Origin of the sequence: Microbulbifer mangrovi (assembly GCF_002009015.1) — a bacterium.
GTDB lineage: Bacteria > Pseudomonadota > Gammaproteobacteria > Pseudomonadales > Cellvibrionaceae > Microbulbifer > Microbulbifer mangrovi.
Genome location: NZ_LZDE01000332.1, coordinates 1 through 15599, shown reverse-complemented (window position 1 = coordinate 15599; position 15599 = coordinate 1). Strand labels below are relative to the sequence as shown.

Genomic DNA, 15599 nt, shown 5'->3' with positions numbered 1-15599 from the left:
CGCAGTTCCTTCAGCCTTACAGGTATAGTTATGTTCAATATGAAATGGATGCCGTTTGCCGCAGTCACACTTTCTGCACTACTTACCGCATGTGGGGGCGGCGGTGGAGACGGTGGCAGCTCCTCTAGTTCTTCCAGCTCCTCGAGTTCCAGCTCTTCCAGTAGCTCGTCCAGTAGCTCGTCCAGTTCTTCCGGCGGTAGCTCCAGTTCCTCGAGTAGTTCCTCTTCCTCCGGTGGTTCCAGCTCTTCCTCCTCTTCCGGTGGCTCGGACGCGGTCATCCTGCCGCAAACCGGCAACCCAATTTACGGTGAGCTGGATAACTACAAGTCCTGGCTGGGTAGCAGCCTGGCTGCAGACCAGACCCGCGCAGACAATATGATCACCTGGCAGATGGAACACGGCGGATTCTACAAAAATGATGAATCCACCTACGATGCGCCGTGGAATGGCAGCAGCGACCGGTCCGGTTGGACCGGGGAAGGTGGTGTGGAACTGGGCACCATCGACAACGATGCCACCGTGACCGAATTGATGTTCCTGGCTGACGTCTACCTGCGCAGTGGTGATTCCAAGTACCGCGACGCTGCCCGTGATGCGCTCGAGTTCCTGCTCACCATGCAATACGACAGCGGTGGCTGGCCGCAGGTTTATCCCAAGCGTACCGGCACCACTTACTCCAATCATGTGACCTTCAATGACGGCGCTATGGCGCGAGTCCTGATCCTGCTGGATCACGCCACGCGTCTGGAAGCACCGCTGGATGGCGACCTGTTTACCGATGAGCAGCGCACCCGCATGCAGGCCGCCATCGGTAAAGGTGTGGAATTTATTCTGCAGGCGCAGATAGTACAGGCAGATGCCAAAACCGTATGGTGCGCCCAGCATGACCCGGTCACCTACGAGCCGCGCGGTGCACGCAGCTACGAGCTGGAATCCAAAAGCGGCAAAGAGTCCATGCTGGTAACTGCCTTCCTGATGTCGCAGCCGCAGACAGAGGACGTGGAAGCGTCAGTGCGCGCCGCACTGGCCTGGTACCGCAGCCCCGCAGTACAGGTTGCCGATACCGCTTATGTAAAGCGCGCAAGCAGCAGTGACGACGACACCTACAACCCGATCCAGAGTAAACCGGGTAGTACCATGTGGTACCGCTTCTACAACCTGGGTGACGATACCGGCTTCTTTGCCGATCGTTCCGGTATCAAGCAGTACGACATCATGGCAATTGATGCGGAGCGCCGCTATGGCTACGAGTGGGGCGGCAACTACGGCAGCAAGCTGATCAGCTACGCTGACAGTGTTGGCTACTATTAAAAATCGAGAAGTTATTTTCGTGCTTAGAGGGTAAGGATAATCCGTCCCGTGCGCGAGATTGTTTAGAAACGTAAGATGAAAACGCCGGGCAATGCCTGGCGTTTTACGTTTGGCCGAACGATAAAGCGCGAGGTATATTCGATAGCGAACAATACTGAATAAGTCGGTCGTACTGGCCGGGAAATGATTAACTCAAACTTGGATGGTGTGCCATTAAAAAAATCCTCATATTGGCTGACGTCCAGAATGTCTACTACACCACCAGGCAGGCGTTCAGCCGGAACTTTGATTACAACGTATTCTGGGCCCAGGCTACAGCTGGCAGGGATGTGGTTAAAGCGATCGCCTATGCCGTGGATCGCGGGGACCAGAAACAGCAGGCCTTCCAGAAGATACTGCGTGCAATCGGCTTCGAGGTGAAACTGAAGCCGTTTATCCAGCGCGCGGATGGATCAGCCAAAGGGGATTGGGATGTGGGTATCACCATCGATGCGCTGGAAGAGTCTGCGGATGCTGATGTCGTGATTCTGGTTTCGGGGGATGGAGACTTCTCGATTCTGGTGGACAAGCTGCGTACCGCCAAAGGAAAGCGGGTTGAGGTCTACGGGGTCGAGGCCCTCACCGCGAAATCGCTGATGGATGCTGCCGATCAGTTTATTCCCATTGAGGGGAAGTTGTTGCTCGAGTGATTGACGCTCTCCTTTTTTGACTTATTAGTCGCATCTATCAGGGCGAGAGAATCAATGGTGTTTTATAAATAAGAATTATTCTCAATAATGTGTGTATTGAATACGGCTGCGCGGAAAGTTGCCAGCGCAATGACCGCCACACTGAGAGGATGCTAACACCATGAAAAAGACCTGTAGCTTCGCATTTGTGCACATGGCCGTGGCTTTCACCGTCGGGTTTGTGATGACTGGTGACTTCTGGGTCGGTAGCGCTCTGGCACTGGTGGAGCCGGCGTGCAATACGGTGGCTTTCTATTTCCACGAGCGGTGGTGGAACCGCCGGGCGCGCACCAGCGATGCTATTGATCGCACGGCGGTGACCGCGTAAAGCTGTCGCTCATGCCAACCGCTTTGCCCACTTATCCAGCGCTGTCACCAGATCCCCGATAAATTTTCTGGTGTCCTCATCCGTCAGCTTGCCGCTGTCATCAAACTTCTTGTGCGCAAAGCTGATCATCACTTCCGGCTTATTCACAAAGTGGGCATCCAGGTAAATCAGGATCCGGCGCAGGTCATACTGCGCCCGCGCACCGCCGAATGCACTCATACTCGCACTCATCACCGCAACGGGCTTGTCCGCAAAAGGTTGCGGGTCTACACGCGATAGCCAGTCGATGGCATTTTTCAGCACTCCGGAAAGCGAGTAGTTGTACTCCGGGGTAGAGAACAGAATGGCATCGGCGTCCAGCACCTGCTGCTGCAGGGTTTCCACCGCTTCGGGTACGCCCTTGTCACGCAGGTCCTGGTCGTAAAGCGGGATGGCGGACAGGTCGACGAAAGTGAATTCAGCGCTGTCGCCGGCAATCTCCGCCGCGGTTTCCAGCGCGGCGCTGTTGAACGAGCTTTTGCGCAGGCTGCCGGAAATGGCGAGAATCTTTAACGGGCTGGATGCCATGGCTGCTTTCCCCGGACGTTGAATGGATGAGCCCAAAAGATAGCAGCCGTTTGCCGAGTACGGTTTCCGGTTCGTTCAAATAGTGCTAAACCGTGCACATCAGTGGGAATGTCGGCCCACCGGATGCTCGTCCAGAATCCGCACGTACTCCTCTTTGGTTTCCATGACCGCGCCGCTTTCCAGCTGGCTGACCGTGTTGCGATAGATCTCCTGCCATGGAGTCTGGTTGTGCAACGTCGGTTGTTTTAATTGAGCGCGTCGAGCCGCGAGCTCCTCGACGCTAAGTTTCACATCCACCCGGTGCGCTTCCAGATCTACCTCGATCATGTCACCGGTCGCGAGCAGGGCGATACCGCCGCCGGCGGCAGCCTCCGGGGAGATATGCAGAATGGAGGGGCTGCCGGAAGTGCCGCTCTGGCGACCATCTCCCAGGGTGGGCAGGCAACTGATACCGGCCTTGACCAGTCGCTTGGGGGGCAGCATGTTCACTACCTCCGCAGAACCTGGGTAACCCACCGGGCCCACATTGCGCACCACCAGAATGCAGTGTTCGTCGATATCGAGAGCCGGGTCGTCGATGCGTGCGCGGTAGTCTTCCGGTCCCTCGAACACGATGGCGCGGGCGGTAAAGCAGTTGGGGCGCTGCGGATCCTGCAGGTACTTGTTGCGGAAGTCGTCGTTGATGACGGATTTTTTCATCAGTGCCGAGTCGAAAAAATTGCTGCGCATGATCGCGAAACCGGCCTTTTCCATCAGCGGGGTTTCGGTGGGGAAAATCACGTCGCGATTGCGTACCGAAAAATTCGCGCAATTGTGCTCGAGGCTGTGCCCGGTGACCGTTTTCTGGCTGCCGTCTATCAGGTCGTTTTCGATCAGCTGTTTCACCAGCGCAGGCACTCCGCCAGCGCGGTAGAACTCCTCGCCCAGATACTTGCCTGCCGGCATACAGTTCACCAGCAGGGGGATGTCTTCACCGTACTGCTGCCAGTCATCCATGGTCAGCTCCACGCCTTTCAGGCCCCGGGCCAGGGCCAGCAGGTGCACTACCGCGTTGGTCGAGCCACCGAGCGCACTACAGGCAACCACCGCATTGAGGAAAGACTGCCGGGTAAGGATGTCTGACGGTTTCAGGTTCTCGAATGCCATTTCCACGATACGCCGACCGGTGTGGTAACCCATCTGCGCCCGTTCCTTGTAGGGGGCGGGAATTGCGGCACACCCGGGTAGCGACATGCCGAGTACTTCCGCCAGTGCGTTCATCGACAGCGCGGTTCCCATAGTATTGCAGTGGCCGACGCTGGGCACAGATTCCGCCGAAGCATCCATAAAGCCGGCGTAATCCAGTTCGCCCCTGGCCATGCGTTCCCGGTTCTGCCAGATGGCGGTACCCGAGCCCACGCGCTCCTCGCGCTCGGATTTGTCGGTATCGCCCTCACAACTGACCGGCCGCCAGCCGTTTAGCATGGGGCCGCCGGAATAGACGATGGCGGGAATATCCAGTTGCAGCGCGGCCATCAGGGTCGCGGGTGTGGTCTTGTCGCAGCCGGTGGTCAGTACCACCGCATCCACCGGGTAGCCGTGCAGGATCTCGATCAGGCCCATGGTCGCGAGATTGCGGTCCAGCGCGGCGGTAGGACGCCGGCCCTGCTCGAAAATCGGGTGAACCGGGAACTCCATGGGAATACCGCCAGCGTCGCGGATACCGTCTTTGACCCGCTGTGCAAGATCCTTGTGATGGCGATTACAGGGGGTGAGATCGCTGCCGGTCTGGGCGATGCCGATGATCGGCTTGCCGGACTGCAACTCCTCACGGGTGAGACCAAAGTTGAAGTAGCGCTCGAGATAAAGGGCGGTGTGATCCGCATGGGCCTTGTCGTCGAACCAGCGGGCGCTGCGCAGTGGCGATGAGGGTTTTCTGGACGGTCTGTTTTTAGAGTCAGTCATGGTCAGGGCCGCGTTGGTTATCGTTATCTTGTATCGCACCGCTTTACAGATTCATATCTGTGCTGGCGACAGTATCTGTGTGCCGCCCGCGCCAGGCAGCGGGTGCAGTTATGCATTCCAGTTATGAAGCGGACGGGGTTATGTGAAACTGGTTTAAACCAGAATTAACTATTCTGTGACGGATCAGCATCGAAAAAAATCCCCGCCGTAGCGGGGTTCAAGTCCAACTAAACCGATCAAAATGATCGGGAGAGAGAGTCGAAAATCTAAGCCTGTACTGTCGCCGGGCAGAAGGGACGCGGATGTGTGGTCTCAGTTATTACCCAGCACAAAACAGCGTTCCAGCTCTTTCGGGTATCGTAGCCCCAGATTTGCGCGACTTCGACCGGTATTGGTGCTCGATTCCGCTTTGCTCGCCTCGGGCTCATGTTGCGCCGCGAGCACGGAGGTTTTGGCGGGTGTCGGGGATTTAACCGGTAGCTGCGTATTCATCTTGGTGACCTCTACTGCGTTATACGCGCGATTCCCTGCGTGGCCTGAAATATTCAGGCCGATGTGTATGCTGTTTTAACTGTAGTGTAAAACTCGCGGGCGTAGCTGCCCTGTTCGCGCGAACCGTAGCTGGATCCTTTGCGACCGCCAAACGGAACGTGATAGTCCACGCCGGCGGTAGGTACATTCACCATCACCATACCCGCCTGCGCGTGGCGCTTGAAATGGGTGGCGTGCTTGAGTGACTGGGTAACGATGCCGGCAGAGAGCCCAAATTCTGTATCGTTGGCCAGCTCCAGCGCGTGTTCGTAATCCCGCGCCTTGATGACGCTGGCGACCGGTCCAAACACTTCTTCCCGGTTGATCCGCATCTCGGGCGTTGTATCGATAATCAGCGCGGGCTGTTGGAAGAATCCATCGGTTTCAAGCTGCAGCTGCTCACCACCGAATACCAGGTTGCCGCCTTCTTCCTTCGCTATTTCCACATACTTCAGGTTTTGCTGCAGTTGACGTTCGTCCACCACCGGACCGATATGTGTTTCCGGGTTGAGCGGGTTGCCAATCTTGAGTGTCTTCAAGCGCTCCAGTACGGCTTCCACAAAACGGTCGTAAATACCTTCGGTGACGATCAGTCGGCTGGAAGCGGTACAGCGCTGGCCGGTAGAGAAGTAAGCGCCGTTGACTGCGCATTCCACCGCAGTATCCAGGTCGGCATCGTCGAGTACCACCAGCGGGTTTTTGCCGCCCATCTCCAGTTGCACCTTGGCCATACGGCCGACCGCTGCCGCGGCGATGTTACGGCCGGTGTTCACCGAGCCAGTGAAGCTGATGCCATCCACACACTTGTCGTTGACGATGGTGTCGCCCACTACCCGGCCCGGGCCCATTACCAGGTTGAAGACACCCGCGGGTATACCGGCTTCGACGATGATCTCAGTCAGTGCGTGGGCGGAACCGGGCACCAGTTCCGCGGGCTTGAACACCACGCAGTTGCCGTAGGCCAGAGCCGGTGCAATTTTCCAGGCGGGAATCGCGATGGGGAAATTCCACGGAGTGATCATACCGATGACGCCCAGAGCCTCACGGGTGACACTCGCCTCGAGACCCGGACGTACCGAAGGCTGGATGTCGCCGCGCAACTGCAGAACTTCGCCGGAAAAATACTTGAAGATCTGGCCTGCGCGGCCCACTTCGCCGATGGCCTCGGACAGGGATTTCCCCTCTTCCCGGGCGAGTAGCTCTCCCAGCTCCTGTTTGCGGTCTAGGATTTTCTGGCCGATACGGTCCAGCAGTTCACTGCGCTGCTGGATCCCGGCCTGGGACCAGGCTGGAAATGCGGCATATGCGGCGGCAATAGCGGCGCGGGCCTGTTCCGCGTCCGCGGTCGCGTACTCGCCGACGATGTCGCTGGTATCAGCCGGATTGATATTGCGCGTGGTGCCGCTACCTTCCACCCACTCTCCGGCGATGTAATTTCGTTTGATGGTCATGACTTACTCCTAAAAAGAATTTTTCGATGCGCGACGGCTTTGCTCACGTGTCCCACTTATCGGGATTGTCACAGCAACCCGCGCTGGCTCAGGTTTCTCATCAGCGCGGAGATCCCAAATTCCCATTGCGGTGCTTTATCGGTGTGCGTCACGGTATTCGTCAGCGCACCCAGCTTGGGGGTGGCTATCGTCACGACATCGCCCAACTTGTGGGTAAAGCCCTGACCTTCGTGGTCGCGATCCTGGGTGGGGGCAAACAGGGTGCCGGTGAACAGCGCGATGCCGTCGGGGTACTGGTGGTTCTGGTTGAATGTCTGCTCCACCAGATCGAGTACGTCGCGACTGATCGCGCTCATAGGGCTGACTTCATTCAGCTCGAACCCATCGTCACCGCGGATGTTGAGGGAGACTTCCGCCTTGCGGACATCGTCGATAGAAAATGTCTGATCGAACAGTCGCACCAGTGGACCGATGGCACAGGACGCGTTGTTGTCTTTGGCTTTGCCGAGCAGCAGGGCGCTGCGGCCTTCGATATCCCGCAGGTTCACATCGTTACCAAGCGTGGCGCCGACCACTTCTGCCCGGTTGTTAACCAGTAGAACGATTTCCGGCTCCGGGTTGTTCCACTCAGAAAAGGGAAGTACGCCCACCTGCTGACCACTGCCTACCGCGGAAAGCACCTGGGATTTGGTGAAGACCTCGGCGTAGGGACCAATGCCAACTTCCAGGTACTGGGACCAGAGCCCTTCTTTCTGCAGTACTTCTTTCAGTGCTTCCGCGTCTCTGGAGCCGGGCTTGATATCCGCAATATCCCCTTCGATTTTTGAGGAAAGCTGGGAGCGAATATCGGCGGCGCGGGCACTGTCGCCGCCGGCACGCTCCTCGATAATGCGCTCGAGCATGCTGCACATGAAGGTTACACCGCAGGCTTTGATCGCCTGCAGGTCGACAGGTGCCAACAGGTAAGGCAATTCGCTGTCGCGGCTGTCGGTGTGACTGTTATGCAGCAGGTCTTCCGTACTGCATAAATAGCGAACGTTGCCCGGATCCAGTTGGGAGCGGTGAAAGCCGCAATTGATAAGCTCGGCAATCGTGGGAGCGATGCTGCTCAGGTCGAATACTCCGTCCTCTGCTACCAGCACCGGACTGGGGCCCGCAATCTTGTTCTGGCTGCGGGCAGCGGGAATCCAGGCGCGACCAATCAGGGTGCCGGTGGTTCCGTCTGCGGGCAAAAAGTCTTCGCTGCAAAATATTTTGTTCATGACAATTTGTACTTTTCGTAAGGGGAATAATTTCGCTGATACTCAACCAGCAAAGATTCCGGGTTTCAGTCCGCGGACTTTTGGCTCGAAGCGGAACAGGCCGCCGGCAAGTGGCTGCTTTTTCAGTTGCTCTGCATTGAGACCCTTGCGCGCGGTGGTGATGTACAGGGTTTCCATTTTGTCACCGGCGAAAGTGCAGCTGGTGACGTTGGAAACGGGCAATTCAATGCGCCCGACAATATTGCCCTTCGGCGATACGCGCGTGATGCCCCAGCCAAAAAAGTGGCATACCCACAGGCACCCTTCCTGATCGACGGTCATGCCATCGGGGAAACCGCTGCCGTCATCAAATTTGAAAAACAGGCGCTTGTTGCCGATACGGCCATCGTCGGCCAGGTCGAATGCGTAGATGGTTCTGGCAAGAGTGTCGGTGTGATACAGGGTGCGGCCATCCGGGCTGAAAGTGGGGCCATTGGTGATGATGTATTGGTCATCCATTTTCTGCCATTTGCAGTCACCATCGAGCCGGTATAGTGCTCCGCTGGCTTTACTCTCCGCATCATCCATACTGCCGGCCCAGAAGCGCCCCTTGCTGTCGACCTTGCCATCATTGAAGCGATTACCCGGACGATCTTTTTCCGGGACGCCGAGCAGTTTGATATGGACGGTTTCTTCCAACTGGGGAATTTCCAGCAGCGCGAATCCCTGACGCAGGGTGGCAATGAAACCGCCGTTTCTGCGCGGCGCCAGTGCGGTGACCTGCTCCGGAATGTGCCAGCTGCGACGCTGGTCGGTGACGGTACACAGGCGGTGTAAAAGGAATTCTTTGATGTCCACCCAGTAAATGGCCTGCTCGCGCGCGACCCAGCAGGGGCCTTCGCCGAGTGTGGCCTTGGCGTCCCACACGCAATGCACCCTGTCCGCAGAACTGTTTCCGTGCGTATTGTTTCGCGCAGGATGTTGGATAACTTTACGCTCGGCTTTTATTTGATTGTCATCACCCGCGTCACGTGGCGGGGTTTGATCAGTCTTGGTTTCACTCATGCTCGCTGGGCCCTTCGGGGCATTTTTATTTTCTGGGGGTCGCACTTGAACGATTACGGTTTCAGCCTAATGTAAACGTTTACATTTTGCAACGGGCTAAAGCCGGGATTTTGTGTGGTCGAACTGCATAGCTGGGAAAATGCGTGGATTGGGATACGGGAGTGATTGGCGACGCTGTGGAAACAGCGCCGCCGAAGCTGCCGTCAGCGTGGCGCGTTGGCAGTAGACTTCCTGACGATCAACTTGTGCGGGACGATTTCCGCTTCACTGTCCCCATCGCTTCCTTCGATGGCCTGGCACAGGCGCCGCATGGTGCGCTCGCCAATTTCTTCCGCCGGCTGGGCAATGGTGGTCAGTGGGGGATCCATGATTTCGGCGTAGCGGATATCGTCGAATCCGATTACCGAAATATCTTCGGGAACTTTCAGACCGGCATTTTTGATTTCGTGTATTGCACCGAGGGCCATTTCGTCGTTGGCACAGAAGATGGCGGTGGGGCGCTCCTTGTGCGACAGAAGTCGGCGGGTTGCGCGGCGCGCGCCTTCGAGCGTCTGCTCACCTTCGACCACCCAGCCACTTGCCACGGGCAGCTTGGCCTTGCGCATGGCCTTGCGGTACCCCTTCTCCCTGTCGTGCGTCAGCAGCGAGTTGCGTTTGCCGGCAATAAAGCCGATACGCTGGTGACCCAGTTGAATCAGGTAATGGGTCCCATCGGCAGCTGCGGCGACGTTATCCACCCGCACACTGGGAAACTGGTTGAGTTCAGCGGTTACACTTTCCAGCCCCAGGACAATGGGCGGATGCACTTTATTGCTGGCCCTGGGTTTACCCGTGGGTTCCTCAAACGGGGAAATACTGGCGAGCAGCAGAATCCCGTCCGCCTGTTTGGAGAAGACCATGTCCGTATATTCGTCGAATTCGTGTGAGTTCGACTGGGTGTCGCGGATCAGAATGCTGTAGCCCTGCTCATCCGCTACCCGCCAGATCCCGCGCATGACATTTTCCAGGAAGGGGTCGCCAACGGTGGGTAGCACCACCACGATCAGGCTAGTGCGGCCGCGGCGGAAGTTGCGGGCCAGGGTATTCGGGGCATAACCGGTTTCATCAATGGCCGACTGCACCTTGAGGCGGGTGCGCTCTTTTACCTGCTCTGGGTTGTTGAGGTAGCGGGAAACCGTGGCGGTGGAAACACCGGCGAGCTGGGCGACTTTTTTGATGGACACCGGAATACCTGTTGTTGGTTTTATCTGTAGCTGGCCGCTTTAACCTGAATTTGGGGCTGAACAGGGCGGAATAATTACGCTTCCCCGCCGCGGCAATGCACGGATGTTAACGTTTGCATCGCCAAATTGGTATCTGTTGCGGTTTCGCAGAATGATGGTGCCGCGCGCTCCTGACGTCACTATTCATTTCCGGGATCTCTTGCATGATAAAATGTAAACGTTTACATTTGTGCCCGTGCGACGGGCCAGAAGCCCGCGGTTAATCAACACATCGACCTGCAGTGACAGGGAGACGCACCGATCGCCGCGCAGCGGTGACACGGGTGAACGTGGAAAACAGAATAATGAAAAGTGACAAGAAGTTGGCTGTGGTCACCGGGGGAACCGCGGGGATTGGCCGCGAAATCGCTTTACAGCTGGCGGCTGAGGGCTGGGATCTCGCGGTGAATAACCTGCGCGAAGATACACAGGCAAAGACGCTGGTAGCAGAGTGTAGAGAACTGGGGCGGGAGTGCTTTTTCTTTCCCTGCGATGTCGGCGATAAAGCCGCGGTTCAGGAATTTTACTTGGGCGTCCAACAGCGGTTTGGAACCGCACCGAATCTAATTGTAAACAATGCCGGGGTTCAGACCTGGGCGCCGTTGCTGGAGCTGCAGGAAAGTGATTGGGACAAAGTCATTCGCACAAATCTGAAAGGCACTTTTCTGAATATTCAACTGGGTGCACGGCTGATGGTCTCCCACGAGGTAAGAGGTTGTATCGTAAATATCGGAAGTGGCTGCAACAAGCTGGCGTTTCCCAACCTGGTTGACTATGCCGCATCCAAGGGGGGTGTCGAGATGCTGACCAAATCGGCGGCGGTTGAATTGGGAGAGTTTGGTATCCGCGTGAACTGTGTGGCGCCAGGAGGGGTCCTGATTGATAGAACACGGGACGAGGCACCGGACTACGAAAAAGTCTGGGGACGCATTGCCCCTATGGGGCGGGTGGGCTTGCCCTCCGATATCGCCAATGCGGTTGCCTATTTCGCTGACGCCCGTGCGTCTTTTGTCACAGGTCAGACCCTGTGGGTGGACGGCGGTGTTTTTTCAAAGGCCAACTGGCCCTACTGAAGCCCTGAATCTCGGATTTGTATTTTTCGCGTTATTGGACGTTTTTTTTCGCAGCAAAAAAATTATGTGAATACGGTTTATTTCAAGCAGCTGGAGAAACCTTTTTATGGAAGTTGTTGCGATTGTTTTAATTTGATGTTTTTTCTGTCACATTGTTGTAAACGTTTACATCTGGGCGTAGCGTAATTGTCACCGGTAACCCGCGAACAGACTGCGCCAGATGTCCGAAACTTCCGGTAATTTACCGAGGTTGAACGAGTCAGAATTACTCTCAGGATGGTGTTTCGTCGATTGCGGTATCCGGGCTAGCCCGGGTGCCGTTTTTTTTGGTGCTTGCCGGCTAGTCAAACATAAAAGCAGTAAAAAAATAATTGTTACGGCAGGTGAGAGAAACATGAAAAAAATCTTCGCCCGGGCGCGAGGCCCGGCTGCGTTTGTATCTGCATGCACGGTAAAGACACAATCCCTTTGCAGCGCTGGAAAGGCAATGGCAAAAGGCATGGCTGCGACGATGCTGCTGTGCGGATTTCCGCTATTGGCCAGTGCAGCTTCTGGTATTCAGGCGACCGGGAGCAGTGACGGCATCATCTACTTTGACGACCAGGGCTGGACCGGCAGCTGGAATTACGTGTGTCTAGGCAGCAACTGTGTCCCGGGGTCCCTGGAGAATGGCCAGTGGCAGCGCCCGGTCAGCGGTCTTGTCGACGGCAACCAGTACGAAATCCAGCTGAAGGTGCAGGACAATACTACCGGCCAGTACATCTCGCCGATGCAGACGGTGCTTTTTTCCGCGTCGTCCTCCAGCTCGTCTAGCTCATCCAGTTCCTCCTCGAGTTCCGGTGGATCTTCCAGCAGTTCATCTGGCAGTGGTTCCAGTTCCGGGAGCAGTTCCAGCTCGGGATCCGGTGGCAACCTGCCGCCCAATGTCTCGCTGGCGAGCGTCCAGAACGATCTGGTGGCGGGTGACAGCGTGACCATTTCGGCTACAGCGACGGACGACGATGGCAACGTCAGTTTCCTCGAGCTGTTTTATTCTGCACCTGGCGCAGGCAGTGAGGTTTCCGCCGGTATGGTCAGTAATATTCCTTATACGTGGACCCTGGATGATCTACAGGAAGGGAGCTACGGCCTGCGCGTTGTAGCCACGGACGATGATAATGACACCGGTCAGGCGAGCACATTTGTCGACGTGGCTGCCGCAGGGCAAGCGCTGGAGGGAGACGATTTTGCGGTGGTATCCACCGGATCGAATTCCGCCATCTACTCTTTCAAGGCGCAATCAGGTTGGCCAACAACAGGAACCTTCTATAACTGTAAAGACCTGGAATCCGAGTGCTATACCGCCAGTCTCGTGAATGGCCGCTGGGAGCATGAGCACACCAACCTGGCCGCGGGACAGAGTTACACCGCGCAACTGAAAGTCCCGGGCATGTCAGCGGACGATTTTCCCAAGTACACCTTTGAGTGGGACGGTACTGGCGCGGGTAATCCAGGGGAAGGCGAAAACCCGGGGAATCCGGATTTTGCCTACCTGGACTGGACCAGTAATTCACTGACCAGCCACAAGGTAGGGCCCCCACCCCGCGTCAATGCACCTGCGGCACTGCGCACACCCATCAATGGCGCTGCACCCACTTCTCACGGTTTCGCATTTGATATCAGTGGCGGCCAGCTGACCTGGCGCTGGGGACCTCAAATCGTCAAAGGCAGCGGTGACTCCGGCCTGGAAATGCACTGTTCCGACGACGGTAACATGACGTTCAAGCAAGTGGCGGTGAGCGGCGGAAGTGCAAGCATTCCCTGCACTGGGGAGTACAACTATTTCTTCCGCTATCTGCATCCCAGTCACTCGCTGAACGACAATCCCGCGCATCGCTGGATCTGGACCGGCCTGTTTACCACTGCAGGTAGTCGTGTTGATGCGCATAATTACCCGTCGTTTACCGATGGTTCGGCCAACTGGATGCGTTTCCGTCATCCGGTTTCCCACGATGGTACTACCGCAGCGATTCTCGACGCACAGCACAATAACGACCTGCTGCGTAACCTGGATCGCTATAACATCTGGGTGGATGATTCGCCCGGCAATATACAGGTCGGATTCGATGTGGACGGTAACGTGATCCGCAATGAGTCCATGCGCAATACCGCCGGTGGACCCAACGGGCAGCAATTTTTCGCCCTGACACAGAACCCGGGTTTTGGTGGTGTCTATTCCTACGGGCAGGTGATCCAGTTTGAAATCTCCGCGGTGGCCGGAAATACCGGTGCGCAGACATACAATGATTTCTCTTATTACACCGTAGGGCTCGGTTGGGGTAACTATGGCGACCCGCGCTTGAACCCTGCGGGCAAGGCCACTACCAGCATGATCCTGTCGGATAGCGGCACATACTCGGATCTCGAGTACAACGCCATCTTCACCCAGCCCGTCACCACGTTGCACTCGGAAGACATGGTGGATGATTTCCTGCTGGGTCATCACTTGTTCCATGGAATCGATCCGAACAAGCAGGGCTCCACGGATTTCGACGAGGTAAAAATTGGAAACCGCACCTGCGGTGGCTGCCATTTCCGTGATGGCCGGGGATCTGAAATTATTCAGACCGCAAAAGGTCCTCGCCTGCCGCCGCCCACCTATGGTGTGAAACTCCTGGAGATGATCGAAGGGCGCGAGGCTGGTTTCAGCTGGGATGGTTCCGCCAATACCGTCGCTGAACAGGTGCGGAATGCGCTGGTGGCGGATCACGGTGTAGACCCGGATGCACTCCCCGGACGTGTGCTCGAGCTACTGACAACCTATACCGAAGTGCTGACAGTGCCGGCGCGCAATCCGGGAAGCTACGACTTGCCCGGCGTGGCCGAAGGTGATGTGCTGTTCAATGAGATCGGCTGCGCCGGCTGTCATACGCCGGTGCAGAAAACCCGCAGTGACGCTCCGACGCACCTGCGCAATCTCACCCTGCGGCCCTACACAGACATGAAACTTTGGGATCTGGGCGATGGTGATTTCCGTACGCCCGCGCTGTGGGGGCTGGGCCACAACATCCGTATGCTGGAAAAGAACGGGCGTGACCTGCTCTATATGCACGATGGTGCCTCCGCCAGCCTGGAGAGCGCTATCCAGCGTCACGGTGGCGATGCCTCCGAAGTACGGGATGCCTATAACAGTCTGAGCGGTACCCAGCAGTCTGCGGTGAAAGCGTTTATCGAGACACTGTAATCTGATTCCCAGAGGTGCATTCTGCAGATGCAGTAGATGTACCCCTGAATGCCTTTTCAAACAGCGGCGCCCCGGGATTTTGTCTCGGGGCGCTTTTGTTTTGGGTGGGCTTACCTGAATGCTGGGATAGCTCAACAGCGGAACCCCTTCACTTCGGATTTGGCAACTAAATCACACTGAACAATTCAATAAAAAAATATTTCAGAAAAATTTTTTCGGTAAATACGACAGAAGATTCGTCGTACAAACCACAAAAAAATTATGCGGCCATTTACTTATTCGGGAAGTCGAGCAACAAAATAATATAGTCAATTTGACCAAAAGTGAGGGCGCGCCGAGAGCGCTGAAAATGCCGTTGTAAACGTTTACATTAATGGTTAGTCTGATTTTGACGCTCGAAAACGGGCGCGAAAAAAACAATAAAGCGATGGCCAATTGCCAGGCGGGAGAAGACTATGCACAACCCTTCTATGCATTTCTTGCGAATAAATTCTTATACCGATTCTGGTTCCTGACTGGGTTGCCCTTGCCCCGTTAGTGGAAGTTTCTTTCCGCTGTACAGCTTCCGGGGATATGCAGCTCACAAAAGTGTAAACGTTTCCATTTTGGCGCAAATAACTCCCCTCATGAAGGGTGGTACTCTTAAACAATAAAGCCTATTCGGGAGGCATAATAATGATGCGAAAGACTACTTTGGGCCTCAAGCCCCTGGTGATCACGATAGCGATGGTGAACTCTGGTGCCGCACTTGCCCAGGACAATACCGAAGCGTTGGAGGAAGTTGTGGTAACCGGTATCCGCGGTTCACTGCAACAGGCAGCGGACATTAAGCGTGATGCCAATGGTGTGGTCGACGCGATTTCCGCAGAAGATAT

13 protein-coding genes are annotated in these 15599 nt (G+C 56.2%); 6 read left to right on the top strand and 7 right to left on the bottom strand.

All coding sequences use genetic code 11. From position 1 onward, the window contains the following. Positions 1–30 precede the first annotated feature (30 nt). The 3 genes from pelA (at position 31) to B4U49_RS13900 (ending at position 2367) form a co-directional block, all read left to right on the top strand. Positions 31–1311 carry a pectate lyase gene (gene pelA / locus B4U49_RS13910; RefSeq protein ID WP_239692638.1) on the top strand — a complete coding sequence of 427 codons (1281 nt, stop codon included), beginning with the start codon at positions 31–33 and terminating at the stop codon, positions 1309–1311. A 230-nt stretch (positions 1312–1541) separates the two neighbouring features. Then, the gene (locus B4U49_RS13905) at positions 1542–2000 is read left to right on the top strand and encodes a LabA-like NYN domain-containing protein (protein WP_239692637.1); all 459 of its coding nucleotides are present in this window, start codon (positions 1542–1544) and stop codon (positions 1998–2000) included. A gap of 160 nt (positions 2001–2160) precedes the next feature. Continuing rightward, entirely contained in the window at positions 2161–2367 is a 207-nt protein-coding gene (locus B4U49_RS13900) for a DUF2061 domain-containing protein (protein WP_078085210.1), read from the top strand. A gap of 9 nt (positions 2368–2376) precedes the next feature. Here B4U49_RS13900 and B4U49_RS13895 read toward each other — a convergent pair whose 3' ends face one another. The 7 genes from B4U49_RS13895 to B4U49_RS13865 form a co-directional block, all read right to left on the bottom strand. Beyond that, positions 2377–2934: an NADPH-dependent FMN reductase gene (locus B4U49_RS13895; protein WP_078085209.1), complete on the bottom strand. Its 558-nt coding sequence runs from the start codon at positions 2932–2934 to the stop codon at positions 2377–2379. 99 nt (positions 2935–3033) lie between these two features. Further along, positions 3034–4878: an IlvD/Edd family dehydratase gene (locus B4U49_RS13890; protein WP_078085208.1), complete on the bottom strand. Its 1845-nt coding sequence runs from the start codon at positions 4876–4878 to the stop codon at positions 3034–3036. Between the two features lie 312 nt (positions 4879–5190). Beyond that, positions 5191–5370 carry a hypothetical protein gene (locus B4U49_RS13885; protein WP_078085207.1) on the bottom strand — a complete coding sequence of 60 codons (180 nt, stop codon included), beginning with the start codon at positions 5368–5370 and terminating at the stop codon, positions 5191–5193. A 53-nt stretch (positions 5371–5423) separates the two neighbouring features. Next, positions 5424–6860 (bottom strand): aldehyde dehydrogenase family protein, encoded by a 1437-nt coding sequence (locus B4U49_RS13880; protein ID WP_078085206.1) that lies wholly within the window; start codon positions 6858–6860, stop codon positions 5424–5426. Positions 6861–6928: 68 nt separating this feature from the next. Continuing rightward, complete coding sequence (locus B4U49_RS13875; protein ID WP_078085205.1) at positions 6929–8122, bottom strand: fumarylacetoacetate hydrolase family protein; 1194 nt, start codon at positions 8120–8122, stop codon at positions 6929–6931. Between the two features lie 42 nt (positions 8123–8164). Further along, the gene (locus tag B4U49_RS13870; RefSeq protein WP_204903049.1) at positions 8165–9028 is read right to left on the bottom strand and encodes an SMP-30/gluconolactonase/LRE family protein; all 864 of its coding nucleotides are present in this window, start codon (positions 9026–9028) and stop codon (positions 8165–8167) included. Between the two features lie 341 nt (positions 9029–9369). Continuing rightward, entirely contained in the window at positions 9370–10389 is a 1020-nt protein-coding gene (locus tag B4U49_RS13865; protein ID WP_078085203.1) for a LacI family DNA-binding transcriptional regulator, read from the bottom strand. A gap of 344 nt (positions 10390–10733) precedes the next feature. Here B4U49_RS13865 and B4U49_RS13860 point away from each other — a divergent pair, with 344 nt between their 5' ends. The 3 genes from B4U49_RS13860 to B4U49_RS13850 all read left to right on the top strand — a co-directional run. Beyond that, positions 10734–11501: an SDR family NAD(P)-dependent oxidoreductase gene (locus B4U49_RS13860; protein ID WP_078085202.1), complete on the top strand. Its 768-nt coding sequence runs from the start codon at positions 10734–10736 to the stop codon at positions 11499–11501. A 487-nt stretch (positions 11502–11988) separates the two neighbouring features. Continuing rightward, the gene (locus B4U49_RS13855) at positions 11989–14724 is read left to right on the top strand and encodes a di-heme oxidoredictase family protein (protein WP_158078626.1); all 2736 of its coding nucleotides are present in this window, start codon (positions 11989–11991) and stop codon (positions 14722–14724) included. A gap of 675 nt (positions 14725–15399) precedes the next feature. Beyond that, the coding region (locus tag B4U49_RS13850) for a hypothetical protein (protein WP_143735673.1) at positions 15400–15599 on the top strand (200 nt) is incomplete at its 3' end.